Origin of the sequence: Desulfosarcina sp., assembly GCF_046496365.1 — a bacterium.
Lineage (GTDB): Bacteria > Desulfobacterota > Desulfobacteria > Desulfobacterales > Desulfosarcinaceae > Desulfosarcina.
Map to the genome: position 1 here is coordinate 18,208 of NZ_JAWOHB010000125.1, position 19,176 is coordinate 37,383.

14 protein-coding genes are annotated in these 19,176 nt (G+C 56.5%); 11 read left to right on the top strand and 3 right to left on the bottom strand.

Annotated elements, in window-relative coordinates; all coding sequences use genetic code 11:
* Positions 1 to 117 precede the first annotated feature (117 nt).
* From R6V78_RS11370 to R6V78_RS11410, 9 genes are all read left to right on the top strand, one after another.
* Positions 118 to 1,839: an ABC transporter substrate-binding protein gene (locus tag R6V78_RS11370; protein ID WP_410289480.1), complete on the top strand. Its 1,722-nt coding sequence runs from the start codon at positions 118 to 120 to the stop codon at positions 1,837 to 1,839.
* Entirely contained in the window at positions 1,829 to 2,806 is a 978-nt protein-coding gene (locus R6V78_RS11375) for an ABC transporter permease (RefSeq protein ID WP_410289481.1), read from the top strand. The genes R6V78_RS11370 and R6V78_RS11375 overlap by 11 nt, the downstream gene beginning before the upstream one ends.
* A 1-nt stretch (position 2,807) precedes the next feature.
* On the top strand, positions 2,808 to 3,764 hold the full coding sequence (locus tag R6V78_RS11380; RefSeq protein WP_410289482.1) for an ABC transporter permease: 957 nt from the start codon (positions 2,808 to 2,810) through the stop codon (positions 3,762 to 3,764).
* Complete coding sequence (locus R6V78_RS11385; RefSeq protein ID WP_410289483.1) at positions 3,761 to 4,735, top strand: ABC transporter ATP-binding protein; 975 nt, start codon at positions 3,761 to 3,763, stop codon at positions 4,733 to 4,735. The genes R6V78_RS11380 and R6V78_RS11385 overlap by 4 nt, the downstream gene beginning before the upstream one ends.
* Before the next feature lies 1 nt (position 4,736).
* Positions 4,737 to 5,720, top strand: coding sequence for an ABC transporter ATP-binding protein (locus tag R6V78_RS11390; RefSeq protein WP_410289484.1), 984 nt, complete (start codon positions 4,737 to 4,739; stop codon positions 5,718 to 5,720).
* Positions 5,721 to 5,823: 103 nt separating this feature from the next.
* The gene (locus R6V78_RS11395; protein WP_410289485.1) at positions 5,824 to 7,257 is read left to right on the top strand and encodes an adenylate/guanylate cyclase domain-containing protein; all 1,434 of its coding nucleotides are present in this window, start codon (positions 5,824 to 5,826) and stop codon (positions 7,255 to 7,257) included.
* 76 nt (positions 7,258 to 7,333) lie between these two features.
* A complete protein-coding gene (locus R6V78_RS11400) occupies positions 7,334 to 8,221 on the top strand; it encodes a formylglycine-generating enzyme family protein (RefSeq protein WP_410289486.1) in 888 nt (295 codons plus the stop codon).
* Between the two features lie 130 nt (positions 8,222 to 8,351).
* Positions 8,352 to 11,579, top strand: coding sequence for an Npt1/Npt2 family nucleotide transporter (locus R6V78_RS11405; RefSeq protein WP_410289487.1), 3,228 nt, complete (start codon positions 8,352 to 8,354; stop codon positions 11,577 to 11,579).
* 9 nt (positions 11,580 to 11,588) lie between these two features.
* Complete coding sequence (locus R6V78_RS11410; RefSeq protein ID WP_410289488.1) at positions 11,589 to 11,990, top strand: SET domain-containing protein-lysine N-methyltransferase; 402 nt, start codon at positions 11,589 to 11,591, stop codon at positions 11,988 to 11,990.
* Positions 11,991 to 12,038: 48 nt separating this feature from the next.
* On the opposite strand, the gene R6V78_RS11415 is transcribed toward R6V78_RS11410, so the two are convergent.
* Both R6V78_RS11415 and R6V78_RS11420 read right to left on the bottom strand, forming a co-directional pair.
* The gene (locus tag R6V78_RS11415; protein ID WP_410289489.1) at positions 12,039 to 12,974 is read right to left on the bottom strand and encodes an aldo/keto reductase; all 936 of its coding nucleotides are present in this window, start codon (positions 12,972 to 12,974) and stop codon (positions 12,039 to 12,041) included.
* 2 nt (positions 12,975 to 12,976) lie between these two features.
* A complete protein-coding gene (locus R6V78_RS11420) occupies positions 12,977 to 14,341 on the bottom strand; it encodes an NTP/NDP exchange transporter (protein ID WP_410289490.1) in 1,365 nt (454 codons plus the stop codon).
* 315 nt (positions 14,342 to 14,656) lie between these two features.
* Here R6V78_RS11420 and R6V78_RS11425 point away from each other — a divergent pair, with 315 nt between their 5' ends.
* Together R6V78_RS11425 and R6V78_RS11430 are read left to right on the top strand one after the other, a co-directional pair.
* Entirely contained in the window at positions 14,657 to 16,075 is a 1,419-nt protein-coding gene (locus tag R6V78_RS11425; protein ID WP_410289491.1) for a hypothetical protein, read from the top strand.
* Between the two features lie 18 nt (positions 16,076 to 16,093).
* A complete protein-coding gene (locus R6V78_RS11430) occupies positions 16,094 to 17,908 on the top strand; it encodes a GspE/PulE family protein (protein ID WP_410289492.1) in 1,815 nt (604 codons plus the stop codon).
* An 81-nt stretch (positions 17,909 to 17,989) separates the two neighbouring features.
* On the opposite strand, the gene R6V78_RS11435 is transcribed toward R6V78_RS11430, so the two are convergent.
* Positions 17,990 to 19,054 (bottom strand): LysM peptidoglycan-binding domain-containing protein, encoded by a 1,065-nt coding sequence (locus tag R6V78_RS11435; RefSeq protein WP_410289493.1) that lies wholly within the window; start codon positions 19,052 to 19,054, stop codon positions 17,990 to 17,992.
* Between the last annotated feature and the right edge of the window lie 122 nt (positions 19,055 to 19,176).

Sequence of the window (19,176 nt, forward strand, 5' to 3'; positions counted from 1 at the left end):
CGCAAACCTTTATCATATGCGGGCGTATGAATCCTGCGCCCGGCGCGAGCCCATCAAGGCGAAGCGGATTGCAAAAAAGCTTATCGCCCACCCGCCGCACCGAAAGCAGGTTTGAGCATGCGCTTTGGAAAATGGTGCTGTGGTCTGGCCGCGTTGATGCTGCTGGCGATTGCCTTGTCTGCCTGTCATGAGCGACGGCTTCCCCATGCCCTCCAAATCGGTCTGGCCGAAGAACCCCGAACCCTGAACATCTGGCTGGCCAGTGACGCCAATTCCCGCAAGGTCCTGTCCTTGATTTATCAGCCCCTTTACGTGTATGACCCCGACACCCTGGATCTGGTGCCGTGGCTGGCGGACGCCATGCCGGTCTATGATGCCCAGACCTTGTCCTACACGTTGAGCCTCCGCGAAGCGCGCTGGTCGGATGGCACCCCGTTCACCTCGCGCGACGTCGCCTTTACCGGGAGCCTGATTCAAGCTTTCAAGGTCCCCCGTTTTGCGTCCAACTGGAGCTTTGTCGCGCGCATCGAAACGCCGGACCCCCGTACGGTGACCTTTTATCTGAAGCAGCCCATGGCAGCCTTTCTCAGCGGGACCCTGGCCACCCCCATCGTTCAGGAAAAGGAATGGACGGACATTGTCCGCAAAGCCAAGGCCACTGAAAAGCCGCTGGCCACCCTGATCAACCAGCGGATGAACCATCTTGTGGGTACCGGCCCTTTTACCCTGCAGCAATGGCGGCAGGGGGCCTTTTTGCATCTCAAGAGAAACCCGCATTTTTTCGGTACCGGTCAAACCATTGCCGGGCGCACCCTGGGACCATTTTTCGACGATCTGGTCTACACCGTCTTCGGAACATCGGATGTGGCCATTCTGGCCCTCAAAAAGGGCGATATCGACATGTTCTGGTGGCCCATCCAGCCCGGATACATGGCCGACCTGCGCCGACAGGAACAGATTCAGTTGTTCATCAACGAGAAGAGTGCGCTTTACTTCATGGGATTCAATCTGCGGCGGCCTCCTTTTGATGATGACGACTTGCGCCGGGCCATTGCCTATCTCATCGATAAGGACTTCATCGTTTCGCGAATCCTCCAGGGACAGGGCACCAAGATGTTTTCGGTGGTGCCGGCGGAAAATCGCTTATGGTACTGCACGGACCTGCCGCACTACGGGGACGGCCTGAGCCGGGAAAGTCGAATCAAAAGCGCCTATCGCATTCTGTCCGAAGCGGGCTACACGTGGGATGTGCCGCCGGTTGACAGCGGGGGCAACCTTCAGACCGCCAGTCAGATCCGAATTCCCGGGGGGCAGGCCATGGCGCGGTTCACCATTTTGACCCCGCCGGCGGACTATGACCCGCATCGCGCAACCAGCGGGTTGATGATTCAGGAGTGGCTGCGAGAACTGGGCATGCCTGCCTATGCCCGGCCCATGTCTTTTTCGTCCATGTTGCAGCAGGTTAAGGGCAATCACGATTTTGATGCCTTTATCCTGGGGTACGGACGGTTGCGGCTGGATCCGGACTATGTGCGCAACCTGTTTCATTCGAAAAACGACACGTCCGGGGGGTGGAACATGAGCGGATACAGCGATTCTGACTTCGATGCGGCGGCCGACCGGTCCGTATTCGAGATGGATCCCGTCAAGCGAAAGGCGCTGGTGATGGAGATGCAGAAGCTGATCGCCCGTGATCTGCCTTATATTCCCCTTTACAAGCCTTCCGTAGTGGAGGCCGTGCGCACAGACCGCTTCGTGGGCTGGGTGGATATGCTGGAAGGGATCGGCAATATCTGGTCCATGTGTCTGGTTAAACCGGTGACGGACAATGGGGCTTAAACGGTTTGTTTTCAGACGGCTGGCGGAGATCGGGGTGATCTTTTTCGTGATCATGACGGTGCTTTTTGTTCTGTTCCGCCTGGCGCCGGGAGATCCGGTTTCGCGCATGGTGGATCCGTCCATGACGCCGGAGGACGCCCGCCTGCTCATGGAGAGCATGGGGCTGGATCAGCCGCTTTGGGTTCAGTACCTTTATTACCTGAAAAACGTGGCTACCGGCAACATGGGGGTCTCTTTTCACTACGGTGAGCCGGTAACCCATATCCTGATGAACCGCCTGCCCAACACCATTTTGCTGTTTACGACGTCCATCATCCTGTCGGCCCTGTTGGGTGTGTTCTTTGGAAAAATCGCCGCCTGGAGGAGGGGGGAGCGAACCGACACCTGGTTGACCGTCACCGCGCTATTCTGCCATACGCTGTTTCTGCCCTGGCTGGCGCTGATCATGATTTGGTTCTTTGCCTACTGGGTGGGCTGGTTTCCCATCACCGGGATGGTTTCACCTCAGGTGTGGATCGATCCGGGGGCCGGGCCGGTCACCAAGGCCCTTGATGTGCTCCACCACATGGCGCTGCCGCTGATGACCCTGGTCCTGATCCATTTCGGCAGCTACCTGCTGGTCATGCGCAGCAGTATGCTGGATACACTCAAGGATGACTATATCATCACCGCCCGGGCCAAAGGGCTGACGGAAAAGACCATCCGGGACCACCACGCGGCCCCCAATGCAGCCCTTCCCGTGGTGACCAGCGTGGGGCTGAGTCTGGCCTTTTCGATCAACGGTGGGGCCCTTACCGAGACGGTGTTCACCTGGCCGGGTATCGGCCGGGAACTGGTTTTTTCCGTCAGTCACAGCGACTACCCCCTGGCCCAGGCGGCTTTTCTGCTCATCGCCATCGTGGTGCTGCTGTCCAACCTGGTGGTGGACGTGCTTTACGCATACCTGGACCCGAGGATACGCTACTGATATGCCCAAGCCATCTCCCCAATCCCGCAAACCGGGCAACCGATCGGACACATCAACCGCCAGGCACCGATCTCACTGGGTGGAACGTTTTCTGGACGGTTGGTCGGTATACCGGAAAAACACCATTGGTCGCATCGGGTTGGCCCTGCTGGGACTTTTCGCCCTCATGGCAGCGGTCAGTTTTGTCCCGCAATGGATAGACCCCGTTTACCACCCCATGACCGGTGTTGACCCGCTGATTTCCCATAGCACGGGTCCCAGCCTGCGCCACTGGCTGGGCACCGATTTCATCGGCCGGGACATCTTCAGCCAGCTGCTTGCCGGCGCGCGGATCGCCTTCATGGTAGGCATTTCGTCCGCGCTGATCAGCATCCTTTTCGGCACCACCATAGGCATGGTGGCCGGATATGCCGGCGGAAAAACAGATCTGGTGCTCATGCGCCTGGCGGACATGATCATGGTCATGCCCACCTTGCTGGTGGTCCTGATTCTGTCGGCCTTGTTCGGCCAGCTGAACATCTGGATCATCGTGCTAATGATCGCCCTGTTCCGGTGGCCCGGGGTGGCCCGGGTGATCCGCTCCCAGACCCTGTCACTGCGGCACCGGCCTTTCATCGAAGCGGCGTGGGTAGCCGGTGCCAGCCACCTGCGTATTATTTTCAGGCACATTCTGCCCAACGTGATGCCCCTGGCGCTGCTCTACATGACCTTCCGGGTTACATCGGCCATCATCATCGAGGCCGCGCTGGCGTTTTTAGGGTTTGGTGATCCGGGCACCGTCAGTTGGGGGATGATGCTCCAGTGGGTGTGGAAGACGGGCCACATGTTTCAAGCCCCTTACTGGCTGTTGCCCCCGGGGATCTGCATCTCCCTGATCACCATGGCCTTTTACATGACCGGCCGGGCCATGGACGACGTGCTGGATCCGCGGCTGCGTAAAGAGGAGGCCCAAGCGTGACCGCGCCCCTGTTGGATGTGGAAAACCTGAGCATCGGCTACCGGACTGCCAGCGGCATCCAACTGGCGGTGGACGGGGTCTCCTTTGCCGTGGAACGGGGCGGCTCATTCGGACTGGTGGGTGAATCCGGGTGTGGCAAGACCACCATCGGCATGGCCCTCATGGGACTGCTTCAGCCCAATGCGACAGTTGTTTCCGGGCAGGCCCGTTTGGAAGGCGAGGACCTTGTGAGCGCCACCCCTGCCCGTATACGGCAGCTTCGCTGGCGCCGGATCTCCATGATTTTCCAGGCCGCCATGAACGCGCTGAACCCGGTGCATCGCGTTCAGGATCAGATCTCCGAAGCCATCATCACGCATGAGCCGCACCTGTCCAGCCACACAGTGGCCCACCGGACCCGCGCCCTGTTTGAACTGGTTAAGATTCCCGGCAGCCGCCTCCAGGATTATCCGCATCAGTTCTCCGGGGGAATGCGCCAGCGGGTGATCATTGCCATGGCCCTGGCCTGCAACCCTTCTCTGATCATTGCCGACGAACCCACCACCGCTCTGGACGTCATCGTCCAGAATCAGATTCTGGGTGCCATCGCTACATTTCAAAAGGAGATGAACATCGGGATGATCTTCATCTCCCACGACATTGCTGTGGTGGCTGATGTCTGCACGAATATCGGCGTCATGCACGCCGGCCGGTTGGTGGAAGTCGGCAGCCGGCGGGAAGTTCTCGAATGCTCAGGGCACCCTTATACACGGATGCTGGTGGGCAGTCTTTTGACCCTGTCGGATCAGCCGGCCGACCTGTCGGATGGTGCTTGTGCAGTCGGCGACACTGCGCCGGCTAAGGACGGCGGTTGTCCCATCCGTGGCACTCACCCGGATGCCGACGCGGCCTGCACGCCTAAGCAGACAGACTGGGTGAACCTCAGTGCTACGCATCGGGTGCGCTGTCCCCAGGCCGGGGAGGGGCGCTGACATGGACAACGCCGGCACCGCTCCGATCCTTTCGATGACCGACCTGACCAAGATCTATCGTTCGGGGGCGTCTCTGTTCGGGAAAGCCGGCAACCGTGTCGTTGCTGTGGACCACCTTTCCCTCGACATCAACGCCGGGGAAATTTTCGGCCTGGTTGGAGAGAGCGGCAGCGGTAAAACGACGGTCAGCCGGCTGATACTTGGACTGGAATCCCCGGATGACGGACGGATCCGCTTTGACGGGCGGGATGTCATCGGGCTCAAAGGGCGTGCACGGCGACGGTTCACGAGGGATGTCCAAGTGATCTTTCAGGATCCCTACCAGAGCCTCAATGCCCATTTAACCATTTACGACACGGTCTGCGAGCCCTTGGTTATCCACGGCATCGGGGACCGGACGACGCGTTTGGATCGGGTCTGCGCAGCCCTCGAAACCGCCGGACTGACACCACCGGAAAGCTACCTGGGCAGCTATCCCCATCAGCTTTCCGGTGGGCAGCGACAGCGTGTGGCCATCGCCCGGGCCATGGTGCTGAAACCCCGCTTTCTTATCGCCGACGAACCGACCTCCATGCTGGATGCCTCCATCGCCTTTCAAATTTTCCGGTTGCTGCACCGCCTGAGGACCTCCTTCGGTGTCAGTATGCTGTTCATTACCCACAGTCTGGCAGCGGCCCGCAATCTTTGTGACCGGGTCGGGGTGATCTACCAAGGGCGGCTGGTGGAGCAGGGGACGGCCCAGGAAACCATCATGCATCCACGCCATCCATACACCAAAGCACTGCTGGATGCCCATCCCCGTTTTGGATGCCGCAGCCAAAACGGGTACGGCACCCTGCTGGCGGACGAACGACCGCGACCGGACACCGATCACTGTCTGTTCTACCCCCGCTGCAGTCTGGCCGTGGAGGACACCTGCAACCGGCGTGCACCGATGTTGAAAACGCTGGAGGCCGGCCATCGGGTCTCCTGTTTTCTGTTTTGACGCCGGCCGCTATTGCCTGGATCGTCAGTCGGACTTACTTTTCAAAATGTCGCCATGATCGTATATGCCGGACCAAACCCTAAATTCCCTGTGGCCTGTGAAAATGGACCCATCGAATCAGCAGACTGAAAATATCCCTGTCAGGCGCGGCATCCGCGAAATTCTGCTGGCAGGCGTCTTCTGGCGCATTCTGGTCATTGAGATGATACTGCTCGCATGGTCTGTGGGTTACAAGTGGGTGTCGGAGGATGCAGGCAGCCAGGAGCTGCTTTGGTATGCCCTGCGAATCATACTGCTGGTTGTCGTCATCCTTCTGTTTATGATGGTAACCCTGCGCCGCTTTCTGGAAAAGAAGATCATCCGGCCGCTGGAGGCCGTGGCCGAAGCCAATCTCCGTCTGGATGTGAGCCACCCGGAGGGGGACAATGTGCCGCTCGACGACGATGTGGCCGTGGAGATCCGGGAGATCGTTTCCACCCGCGCCAAAATGCTCGCAGCCATCCTGAACGTGTCCAATCAGCGACTTCAGCTGGTCAAATTCATCAAGGAGACCTTCGGCCGCTACCTGAGCCACAAGATTGTCGACGAGATCCTGGAGTCCCCTGACGGCCGGCGCATCGGTGGCCGTCGGCAGACGGTGACCGTGCTCATGTCCGATCTGAGGGGCTTTTCCGATCTGTCCGATTCCCGAGACCCGGAGGCGATGGTGCGGATACTCAACCGCTACCTGGAGGCCATGACGCAGGTGATCGAACGCTATGATGGTGTGATCGATGAATTTATCGGCGATGCCATCCTCACCGTGTTCGGAATCCCCGAAGAAAAAGACGACGACCCGGCCCGGGCCGTGGCCTGTGCGCTGGCCATGCAGCAAACCCTTGCCCATCTGAACCGTGACCTGGTGGCGGACAACCTGCCACCGCTTGAGATGGGGATCGGGATCAATACCGGTCCGGTGGTGGTGGGAAACCTGGGCTCCGAAACCCGGACCAAGTATGGCATCGTCGGCTCTGTGGTCAATGTGGCATCCCGCATTGAATCCAACACGGTTGGGGGGCAGGTGCTGGTGGGCGAGGCCACCTTTGCATTGGTCGGTCAACTGGTGAAGGCCCAGCCACCCATGACCGTCATGATGAAGGGATTGAAGCGGCCTTTGGTCTGCTATGCGGTGACTGCTATCGGTCCACCTTACCGGGTTCACTTTTCGGTGGAAGCGCCTGTTCCGCTGTTGGAAATCCGTTTGCCCTTTCAATTATGGCAACTGGAAGACAAAAAAGTGGTTGCCGGCCCCATCACCGGTGAAACCCGACAATTCAGTGGGGCTGCGTTCGTCGTGACTGCACAGGTTGAGCTGGCAGCGTTGACAAACGTAAAGCTCTTATTTACGTTCTGCCAGGATGCACACTGCTTTTCAGACATCTACGCCAAAGTGGTGGATGTGGAAAACAGCGGGCATCCGCCCGTTTATCGGCTGCATGTGACTTACATGGATCAACAGGACCGGGAGTTGCTGACCCGCTGGATGCATGCAGCCTGACACCAATCAAGTGAACACCCGCTGATTCTTCGCAAGCGCAAAGAAAAGATCGCTTGCCCGATAAGGGGGCGGCCTGATGATGGATGCGCGCAATCTTACCCGCAAACGCTTGAACGCCATTGAATGGCGCTGCAGGGGAAAACTGGTTTTTGACGGGCTCTTGATGGTTCTCGCCTTGTGGTGTGGATTCCATCCTGCTCCGGGCGCCTGTGACCAGGCAAAAAAGGTGGTCAATCCACAGGGCATGGAATTCGTGTTGATCCCTTCGGGCATGTTTGTCATGGGAAGCCCCACTGACGAGTCCAATCGTGATATCTCAGAAGTCCAGCATCCGGTCACCATCAGCCGACCCTTTTATATGCAGACCACCGAAGTTACCGTCGATCAGTGGCGGGCGGTCATGGGTCGACGATGGTTTGCCGGAAAAAAAGGGGCCGGAGATATGCCGGTCGTCAAAGTATCCTGGCATGATTGTTATGAGTTTATCCGCAAGCTCAATCGGATGACCGGGGATCGCTATGCGCTGCCCACTGAAGCGCAGTGGGAATACGCGGCACGGGCCGGCAGCACGACGGCATATTTCTGGGGAGATCAGATCGACTGCACACGTGCCATGTTCGCCAACAACCCCATGAAATATGACGATTGTGTTTCCGTCAACCGATCTTCGGGTCTGTCTGCCGGCCGGCCGGCACCGGTCAAGCATTATCCACCCAATGGATGGGGGTTGTACGGCATGCACGGCAATGTTTGGGAGTGGTGCGGGGATCTTTTCGATCGCTATGATACCGTTTTGATCGTTGATCCATACAACACCGAATCGGGCCAGGATCGTGTCCGCCGCGGGGGGAGCTGGTTCGGCCCCGGATATGCGTGCCGCAGTGCCAACCGTGCCCATGCGCATCCCATGAGCCGGCTTCAGAATACCGGCTTCCGATTGGTCATGACCTTACCCGATCGATAAAAAGACACGTCTCATCCCCAAAAAGGTGGCCGCATCTCCACGACAGCGAATCGATGCACGATACACACTGCCGCAGGCACCGGGCCGGAACCGTTTTGTTGCCTCCTGAAAGGGAAGACTCGCATTGGGATTGCATAAAAAGATAGCCCGCTGGTTCAGCGTCCATGAAGAGGAGTTCGGCCTGTTCATGTGGACGGTTGCCCTGCTTTTTCTGGTGCGCAGTTCCGGGATTTTTCTGAACAATTATGCAGAGACCGCGTTTTTAAAGCGATATGGGGTTGAGTACATGCCCATCGTGAACATGATCAACGCGGTGGTGACATTTTTCGTCATGGGCCTCATGACCGGTTTCATGACCCGGCTGCCCGGCGCCAGGCTGCTGGCCCGGCTTTTCGTGTTCTGCGGGCTGTCAATTGCGGTCATACGGGCGGCCATTCCTTTCGGTTTCGACCTGATATACCCCGTCCTGTTTATGCTCAAATCCCAGTACGAGGTGCTTCTGGCGCTTCTGTTCTGGAACCTGGCCAATGACCTGTTCAACACCCGGCAGTCCAAACGGCTCTTCCCGCTGATCACCGCCGGTGGGGTCATCGGCCAGATCCTGGGCAGTTTTGCCACGCCCCTGGTAGCCCGCTGGCTCTATTTGGACAATTTGCTGATCGTCTATATGGTCACCGCCCTGAGCGGTGCCTGGGTTGTCCAGGCCATGGGAAGGCGATATCCCACGCTGCTGTTCCAACACAAGGAGGCCGACGCGAATGAGCGGCGCACCTCCATGATCGAGGAGTTCAAAACGGTGCTGCCCATGATGAAATCCTCGGTGCTGGTGAAAATACTTGTGGTGCTTACCTTCATGCCCAATGTGGTAATCCCCATCATGAACTACCAGTTCAATTTTGCTGTCAATGAACAGTTCTCAACCGAAGCGGGTCTCATTGAGTTTTTCAGCTATTTCAGGGGGGTACTGAACATCGTCAGTCTGGTTATCCTGCTTTTCGTGGGCAAACTGTATGACCGCTTCGGACTGCCCGTGGCCCTGATGTTTCACCCGTTTAACTACCTGTTGGTTTTTATTACCTTCCTTTTGCGCTTCGATGCCGTGGCGGCCATGTATGCACGCATGTCGGCCAATATCATTCGTACCACCATCAACATCCCGGCCACGGCGGTGGTGACCGGACTCTTTCCGGAATCCTACCGCGCCATGATCCGTCCCTTTCTGCGGGGCACCGTGGTCCGTATCGGACTGTTTCTCGGGTCCGGGCTCATTCTGCTTTCCGATACCCTGTTCCACCCGCGCTACCTCTCCTTGGTGGCCATGCCTTTCGTGCTGGCCTGGGCGGTGACTCCTTTTATCCTCAAGCACCGCTATGCCGGTATTCTCCTGGACCTGCTTGCCAAGGAGAGAATCGATTTCCGCTCCATGGAGACCGGTGAGTTGAGCCATGTCTTCCGGGATAAAACAGTTCAGGAGAACCTCATCCGGCGATTCAACCAGGCATCAGGGGAAAACCGCCTGTGGACCGGCCGGTTGCTTAGATCCATTGCCGTCAAGGATCTGGACGACCATGTGTTGGAAGCATTGCGCCAAGAGCAGGATATCAGCAACCGCATCGGACTCATAGACCTGCTTTCGGACCGGGCTGGACCGGCTGCCGTTGACGCCTTCACCGAACTGATCAATGCAGAAGCGCCGGCACTGGCCGCGGCCATGATCGATGCAGGCCACCGGATGTCGCCGCAAATTTTTGCTCCCTTTAACCGCTATGTCTATTCAGAATCATCTCTGCCCCTTGAAGTCAAGGCCCATGCCGTGGGCTCCCTTCATAGCGTGGATCAAGACCAGTACGGTCCGATTATCGAAGCATGGCTGGCGTCAGAAGATGCCGGAACGGTCAAAGCCGGCCTTATTGCAGTCGGCGTCTGCCGCGATAAGGGTTTCGCAGACCAGCTAAAATCCATTTTAGCGGACCCCGCAAACGATGAGGCCACACTGACACTGGCCCTGGAGAGCCTTGGCACCATTGACGTCACCGGCCTCAACACCCTGGTGGTGGAATTGCTGGAGAACCCGGATGCCCGCATGCGGCGCGCTGTACTCGATGTCTACCAGATCGACGATGAGGAATCGCTGAAAAAAGTGATCCGGTTGCTGGGGGATGAATCCGAGGACATTGCTCGGCGCGCGCGAGAGAAAATCAGAACCGCCGACTACCAGAACAGCTTGCGTCTGATAAAATCCCTTTCACTGCCTCAGAAAAAAGTGAAAGAGGCCCTGTTGGATCTGTTGGCGGACATGGCCATCAAGGATCTGGATGTCTTCCGTTTTGTTCAGTTTCAGGCGCGGACCTGCTATCAACTGACCGTTCAGGCTCAGGGCATCCGGCGGCTTGGCAACGGTGATCTGCAACAGCTGCTGTGCGCCCATCTGGACGAGCGGGTCTGGTTTGCCCTGCAGACGACGCTGCAGGTGTTGGGCACCCAGGACCGCTCGGGTCGAATGCACCGCATTGCCCGCAGCATCTTTTCCAGTGACAAGCGGCAGCGAGCCAACAGTCTTGAAGCCCTGGACGACATCCTGGATAAAAGTCTCGTCCGGCTGCTCATGCCGCTTTTGGAAGAGATGGATGCCGGTGAACGCATCATCGCCGGCCAGCGGCTGTTTCCCGCCGATGTGAAAGAACCGTCGACAGCCGATCTTTTCGAAGATTTATTGGAAAGCCGCAACTGGGTAACCCTTACCCTTGCGCTGGGGCTGATGCGGCAAATGGACCTGGCGCCGAAATCCATCAGCCGCGTTGAGGCGCTCAGAAAACACCTCAACCGCCATGTGTCGCTGGCGGCCGGACAACTGATGGAAGAAAATTCGGACCGCCGGTCCGGACAGGAGGAAAACATGCAAACGGCGTCGATTCCCTTGACCGACAAGATCCTGTATCTCAAAAACATCGAGATCTTCCGTGATTTGTCGATCAACGAGTTGGCCGCGGTGGCATCCGTGACTGAAGAGGCGGTGTTTGACCAGGGGGAACAGGTATTCAGTGAGGGAGAGCGAGGTGATACCCTTTATCTGGTGCTTGATGGTGCTGTGGCCGTGATCAAGGACTGCAACGACGCCAAAGAGATCGAACTGGACAGCATCGGCGCCGGCGAATACTTCGGTGAAATGTCGCTCTTCGGTGATGATCGACGCTCGGCAACCATACGGGTAAAAAAATCCGCTCGGTTTCTGACGCTGAACAAGCAGGAGCTGCAGGAAATTGTACGCGAGTATCCCCAGATCGCGCTGCATGTCTGCCGGGTTCTCAGCATGAGAATCCGCCGCCTGCATGGCAAAATCTCGGACCATAGCTGTTGAAAATGACCGATGAAGCCTAAACCTAAGCCACTGTTCAGGCATCCAAAGATTGTTATCCTCCCGTGTGGATTCGGTCATGGGATCTTTACGGCAGCCTTTATCCCCGCCGATACCACCCTTGAAGAGTGTCCTTATCTTCGAATAAAAGCCGATGAATGCGCCCCTTCGTTGGATGATTATGTGTTTAATCTGGAATCGGCGGAAGAAAACGGTGAATCGGATTATTACTCTCTGGTTCTTGGCTGGGGCAGCCTCTTCAACCATTCATACAATCACAATACCGAGTATTGGCACGATACGGACCGTGGCTTGATCGTTTTCCACACCATCAAAGCAGTCTCCGCCGGCAAACAGCTTTTCGTCAATTACGGTAAGGAGTGGTGGGAATCGAGAGCCGTGATGCCCGAGTAGCAGGCAACCGGTCCGCATCCGATTTTCAAAATAAGCGGCGCCCGTCCGCTACAGGGCATGGAAGTACTGCTCCATAAGCCTGCGCTGGCCCGCATCCGGCATCCGTCCGAATCCCGCGCCCATGTTGTCCAGCATGTGATGCGCTTTCGATGTAGCCGGGATCACGCAGGTAACGGCCGGGTGCGAGGCGACATACTTGAGGAAAAACCGGCCCCAGCTGTCGCAGTCGAAATCCGCGCTCCAAGGCGGCAGGGGCCGGCCTTTAACGCTGCGGAACAATTCTCCGCGCTGGAAGGGCCGGTTGATCAAGGTGGCGATGCCACGGTCGGCGGCCAGCGGCAGCAGTCGCGATTCAGCTTCGCGGTCCGCCAGGTTGTAGGATAACTGGACGAAATCCAGTTGCTCCGTCCGCATGATCTGTTCCAGGGCACTGTGGAAACGACCGTGGGAGGTTGTGATGCCGATATAACGGATCCTGCCGGCTTGTTTCCATTCTCTCAGAACCGGAAGATGGGTATGCCAGTCGCGCAGGTTGTGAATCTGCATCAGGTCCATGACCCTGACACCCATGCGCTGCATGGACCGCTCCATTTGCTGCATGCCAGCTTCGCGGCCGTCGGTCCAGACCTTGGTGGCAGCGAACAGCTTCTCTTCATCAGGATTTCCCTCAAGCAGGTCCCCCATGACAGCTTCAGCCGTTCCGTACATGGGCGACGAGTCGATCAACTTTCCGCCGTTATCGAAAAACACGGACAATACCTTGGCCAGTTCTTCTCTTTGCCCGGCGTCGGCACCCACATCAAACGTCCGCGAGGTGCCCATGCCGATGACCGGCAGGTTCTCTCTGGATGATGGAATGGGGTGCTGGTTTAATTTTCGTTCTTCTCCCCAAAGCAGGCGCGGCGCGATTGCCGAACCGGCTGTCAATGCGCCAATCGCAATGATGAAAGTACGGCGGGATATTTTTTTAGTTGCATTGTTCATCACTACCTCCTATCTGAATCGGAGACGGGGTTGGATTGCTTTCCCGGTTTTGCCATCTGCTCCTGCCGTGTCCCCAACCGGTAGGCGATCAAGGCCCACATGCCGGCAAAGGGCACTGCAGCGAGGGCGATACCGGCGGCGGTAAGCCCGACATGCTGCAATCCGGCAAAAATCCATGCGCTGATGGCATCTCCGCCGCGGTAGACAACGGTGTCGATGAAGTTCTTGGCCTTGTATTTTTCCTCCTTGCCGAGAACGACGTACAGCATTTCACGGGCCGGGCGCATAAGGGCATAATTGCCGGCACGGCGCAGAACCTGTAAAGTGATCAATACCGCCAGGACCGGAGCCAGGCTCAGGACCAGGAACCCCAGGGCCACCATCAGGGGCACCACAGCCAGCGTCCAGGCCAGACCCAGACGCTTTACGATCCGGCTGGTCAAAAAAATCTGCAGAATAATGGTCAGGGCATTGACTGCAAAATCCATGGCGGCGAACAGGGCGGTCCGTTCGGCCGGGTTGTCGAAACCGGCGTGAATAATATGGGCCTGCTGGAAGTACAAGAAAGTGGCCAGTGTCGTAAAGAGCAGCATCATCAGACAAATGCCGATCAGATAGGGCGATCGCAGGATCAATTGGACGCCGGCCAAGATGCCGCCGCCCATGGCGGCGTCGGCCTGGGGTTGCGGTTCTCCCGGAGCCGGCCTGCCGGCAGCATCGCGCCAGGCCATGAGCCGTTGGAGGCACAAAACCGCCCACCCTAAAAAGGCCGCGGAAATCAACAGCAGGTTGGTCGGCCCGAATTTTAAAACCAGGGTCGCCGTCAGGATGGGGCCTGTCAGGGCACCGGCAGTCCCGCCGCCGGCGATCATACCGAACAGGCGTTTGGCCTGGTCATTGTCGAAAATGTCCGCCATCAGGCTCCAGAAAATCGATACGATGAAGAGATTGAACACGCTGGCCCAGATGAAGAAGGCCCGGGCCACGTAAGTGCCGGTGACGTTGGATTTAAATAGGATGAAGAACAGCAGCAGGTTGGCGATAAAAAAGAGATAGACGTAAAGCAGAAACCGGCGCACGGGAAAGCGGCGGGTCACCCAGCCGAACAGAGGCACGGCGGCCAGCATAACCAGGAATGTTCCGCTGAACATCCACTGCAGGTGCTCCACACCCCCCGCGATGCCCATTTCGTCTCGCATGGGGCGAATGATATAATAGCTGCACAGCAGGGCGAAAAAATAAGTGAAAGACCAGAAAAAAGCCGGCAGTTCACCAGGTTTCAGGGTAATCAGCCGCTTGGGATCAAAACGAACCCGGTGGGCATGCTTCCGGTCCGAAGCTGCCGCAGATGAGGGTGTATCATTCATCGGCGCTCCTTGTGCATATTTTGATTGGGCCTTGTCGGGGGGGGCCCGCCTGCACAATAGTCAATCTGTTGTCCGTGAGGCATTTTCCTGCCCGGCCGCATGCGGCGGGTGGCTTTTATAACCCTAAGGCGTTCAGACGATATTTCAAGTCCGCGGGGGTGATCCGGACTGAATCCATAACGAAATGCCCAATTGGCTTTTGCCGAACGGCTGTGATATGTTGCCGTTCAGAACCATAAGCGGACCAGTCGATCATCTCTTGCATGGATGACGGTCGATCTGAGATCGGTGACTTTAGCCTGATGGAGACGCAGAATGAAGGACAGCAGATTTATCTCCGCTGACATCGATTCCACCATGGACACCCGGGTTGAAAACTTGAAGGCGGAAGCCCTTGAGCTTGTTCAGCAGGCATTGGCCGACGGTGACAATCTGCATGAAGATGCAGCCGCAGCCATTTTGAATGACTTCGCTGGTATGGGGGCAAAGGCGTTCTTGCAACAACTGCGCACCTATAGCCTGCTCCTGGATGCCCTGAAAGAAAAGGCGGTTTTTCCGCAGATGCTGACCCTGCTGGCGAACCTTTTGCGGACAGGAATCTGCAAGCTGGACGGCGAAGCATTGGATGCCGTTACCGTTGGACGGGATGCGATACAGGTGGAGATTGATGGAAAAGTAACCATTATCGGGACCGTTAATGCTGAAATCCTGACGATCCTGTCTCTGGGGAAAGAGAGCCGTGAAGCTGAACGGCAGTTGCTCGTCATCGATCAACTGGTCAAGCGCCGTAACAGTGAGACCATTCAGGCAGTCGCCCATGCTTTCAAGATCCCCATACCTGACACCGAGCGGATCACACTTTTAATCCAGAAACTGTTCGACGGCCAGGGAAACTTCATCCGAAAAACTTTCGAACCGATGCTTGATGAGTTCGCCAGGCACGGAAACCACGCCTTCGAATTGCTCTGGTGTTATTTCAAGGCACTGAAAGGCCGTGCCAATCGGGTTTCTTTTCTCAATGCCCTGCAGCACCTGATCAGTCGGATTAAACGGCCCAAACACGCCCTGCGCTTCCTGCTGGCCGATTTCTGCCGGCACCCGGACCGCGTTGAGCCTTCGGACCGCAATGCGATCATGCTGGCTAACATCCTGCTCAGGACATACAACAAGGAGCTGGATGTCGATATCGAAATGACACCGGAGGAGGTCCTTAATGTGCGCAATGGACTGGACAGGAACGTGGTGCACTATGCACAGTTTCGAATCGATTCGGTAGAATATCGTTTCTCCGCCAAAGTCCATACCATTCATGCAAAGATGGTCGCACTTTTAAAATCACCCAAACCCGCTAAACAGTCCCCGTCCGTGCGCCACCTTTTGTTTCTCGAACGAGAGATCTTTATCTTTCTTTCCCTCTTGTCGGGAAAAACCGCACACCATGTCCTGATCTCTGCATTGACCGAATACGGCGATCCCCGGTCGGGGATTTACCGCAATCTGAGGGCGGCCACCTATCTGCCGGTTTTTTTGCAGCACCTGAAGATTATTGTTCGGGGAGTGGGTCGGGTGGGCACCCGTGACGATGTGGGACTGCTCAGGCAAATCAGCGAAAATGGCTTTCAGTTGTCCGAGTTAAGCCCCACACCCGAAAATCAGCGCTCGGTCGTTCGAACCATGGAATGGATCGAAAATGTCATCCGCGGCATCACCGCCACCAACTGGAATTCTGCCTAAAGGCAGGGAGATTCATACGTGAGCGAACAGCTGTCCGAGAAGCGTATCCTCGCTGCGCTCGAAAAAAAAGGTTTGATAACATTTCAGCAGGCCCGGGACCTTTATGGCAATCGGTTTGAGGTGGTCAAACAATTCGAGCGGCGCCGGCCCAAGCAGAGTGATGTCGATTTTAATGCAAACCGCGACAGGCCGTTTGTCTTCATCGATGCCCTCGTGGCCCTGAATCTGAAGCGTAAGGATGACCCCTGCAAAACCCTGGACGAAGATACGGTATTTCAGACCCTCGCGGACGGCTGGGGGATTCCCTTTGTCAAAATCGACCCCCTCAAGCTGGACCTGAATGTTGTCACCGCCACCATCCCCGTCTCCTTTGCCAAAAATCATCTGGTGCTGCCCGTGGAAGTCAGCCAGGGGAAACTCACCGTAGCCACGCCCAACCCGTTCAATCTGGAAGTGTTCGAGGACATCACCCGCGCCTGCCAGATGCGGGTCAACGCGGTGGTGAGTCCCCGATCGGATATCATCAAGCTCATTGGAGAGTTTTTTGGTTTCAAGCGCTCCATTGCGGCCGCCGAGCACCAGTTCTCCGGACCCACGGTAGATCTAGGCAATCTTGAGCGCTATATTCATCTAAAATCAGCTGACGAACTGCCTTCCAACGATCAGCACGTGGTCAATGCCGTCAACCACCTTTTCCTTTATGCCTTCGACCAAAAGGCCAGCGACATCCACATTGAGCCCAAGCGGGAGGTCAGCCTGGTCAGAATGCGGATTGACGGCGTGCTGCACACGGTCTACAAACTGCCCAAAAATGTGCATTCTGCCATTATCAGCCGGATCAAGAATCTGTCGGGACTGGATATGTCCGAGAAGCGCCGGCCCCAGGATGGGCGCATCAAGACCGCCAAGAAGGAGGTGGAGGTTGAGATTCGCGTGTCCACGGTGCCGGTGGCTTTCGGGGAGAAGGTGGTCATGCGGGTCATGGACCCGGACATTTTGTTCCAGGATTTAGAGAGCCTGGGATTTTCATCAACTGACATGCAAAAATACAATCAGATAATCTCCCATCCCCATGGTCTGGTTCTGGTCTGCGGCCCCACAGGCAGTGGAAAATCCACCACCTTATACTCTACTCTCAGAAAAATCAGCAGCCCGAAGATAAATGTAACCACGATCGAGGACCCCATCGAAATGGTGCACGAAGATTTCAACCAGATTGCCGTAAAACCCCAGGTGGGAATTACCTTCGGCTCGATCATGCGCAACATCCTCAGACAGGATCCTGATATTATCATGGTGGGAGAGCTGAGGGATCTTGAAACTGCGGAAAACGCCATCCAGGCAGCACTCACCGGACATCTGGTACTGTCGACCCTGCATACCAACGATGCGCCGTCATCGATTATCCGGATGATGGATCTGGGTGTTCCATCCTTTCTCCTCCAGGCGACGCTCAGGGGGATTCTGTCTCAGCGATTGGTTCGGAAAATCTGCAATGCCTGCAAAACATCCTTTGAAATAGAGTCCTCCCGACTTCAGGCGCTGACGCTGGAAACCGGAAAATCGGGGATGCTGTCGCTATTCCGTGGCAAAGGGTGCCAAAAATGCAGGGGAACCGGCTATCTGGGAAGAACCACGATCCATGAAGTACTTCCTTTTTCCGATGCCATCAAGGCCCTGACGGTTCCGGACGCGGATCTTGCCGCCCTGACAGAAAAAGCGCGGGCTGAAGGCATGGCCTCTTTGCGCGAAAGTGCTTTAGAAAAGCTGATCGGCGGTATTACCACCTATCAGGAAGTACTTCGGGTTACCTCCAGCGACGACCTTTTTTGAAAGGATGGCCGCGAAAGCGCAATAAAAAAAGCCTCTCCCGGTGGGACAGGCTTTTTTTCGAGATTATCGGCTGGCCGATTTCTATTTGACCGGTGTTCTGAATCTTTCCCCGGCGGAAATGGTGTTGACTGCATTGGTGATGACCACCGTGGAGGTGGTCTGTTCCGTGTGCAGGACAACAAGGGCACCATAATCAACCGGGGGCAGGCGCTTCGCGCTGATCTCATTATTTTCGAGGACCAGTTTTTTCTGGTTGTAGATGCTGTATTGCTGGCCGACTTCGATGTTGTCTGCACGGCCCTTGTCGATGAATGCCAGGGTGTAGTCGCCGGTCAGGATTGAATGCTCTTCGGAAGTGATAATCTGTCCTTCGATGCCGGGTGTGCTCGGTTTGAGTTCTATTTTTGAATGCCGCGGACTGAAGGGCATCAACAGATCACCCACCTGAATTGGCCGAAACGACTTCAGGACCTTTGCCAGCACCATATCGATCTCTTTTTGGGTCACTTCCACGATTCCCAGAATATAATGCTGGGTTCCGATGGTTTCAGTTGCATCGCGTTCATCCGTTGGGGCCATATACCGGAACACGGTATGGCGGCTGCCGGGAATGAGGTCCCCCTGGGAGGCGGGTTCGGACGGACGGATGTAAACGATGTCACCTTCGCTGATCAGGGTTTTTCTTCCCTGAACTTCAAAAACGGTCCCCGACGGTGTTACGGGCGGCTTGCGGATGAAACCAACCCTGTCGATGGCGGTATAGACAAAAAACGGTGCCGACTCTTTTTCTTGCGCGCTTGCCGCAGCCGGTTTAACCGGAGCAACGACTACGGGTTGGACGGGCTCGGTTCCGGCTACGACCTGAGCGCCCGATTTTTTATACAAGCGGATGCGTTCCCCGGGAAAGATCCAGTGGGGATTGGTGATCTGGTCGTTGTCTTCCCACAATTCCGGCCACAGCCAGGGAGAATCGTTAAAGTGTTTCGACAGATCCCACAGGGTATCGCCTTTCTGGATCGTGTAATAAAATCCCGTTTCGCTTTCGACTACATCGATCTTTTCCCCTGCAAGTGCAGACAATGGGAAAAACAGGGACAGCAGCACAATGACTGAAAAAAGAACGGTTGAATTAATTCTGCGATTCATCAGATACCTCATCTTTTGGGTGTCATAGATGTATCTTTTGCAACTTTTCAATTGATTTCAGTAACCTGATTAATGGCGTGTTGTCAAGCGTTACCATACCAACCCAAGAAAAACAGACGCCC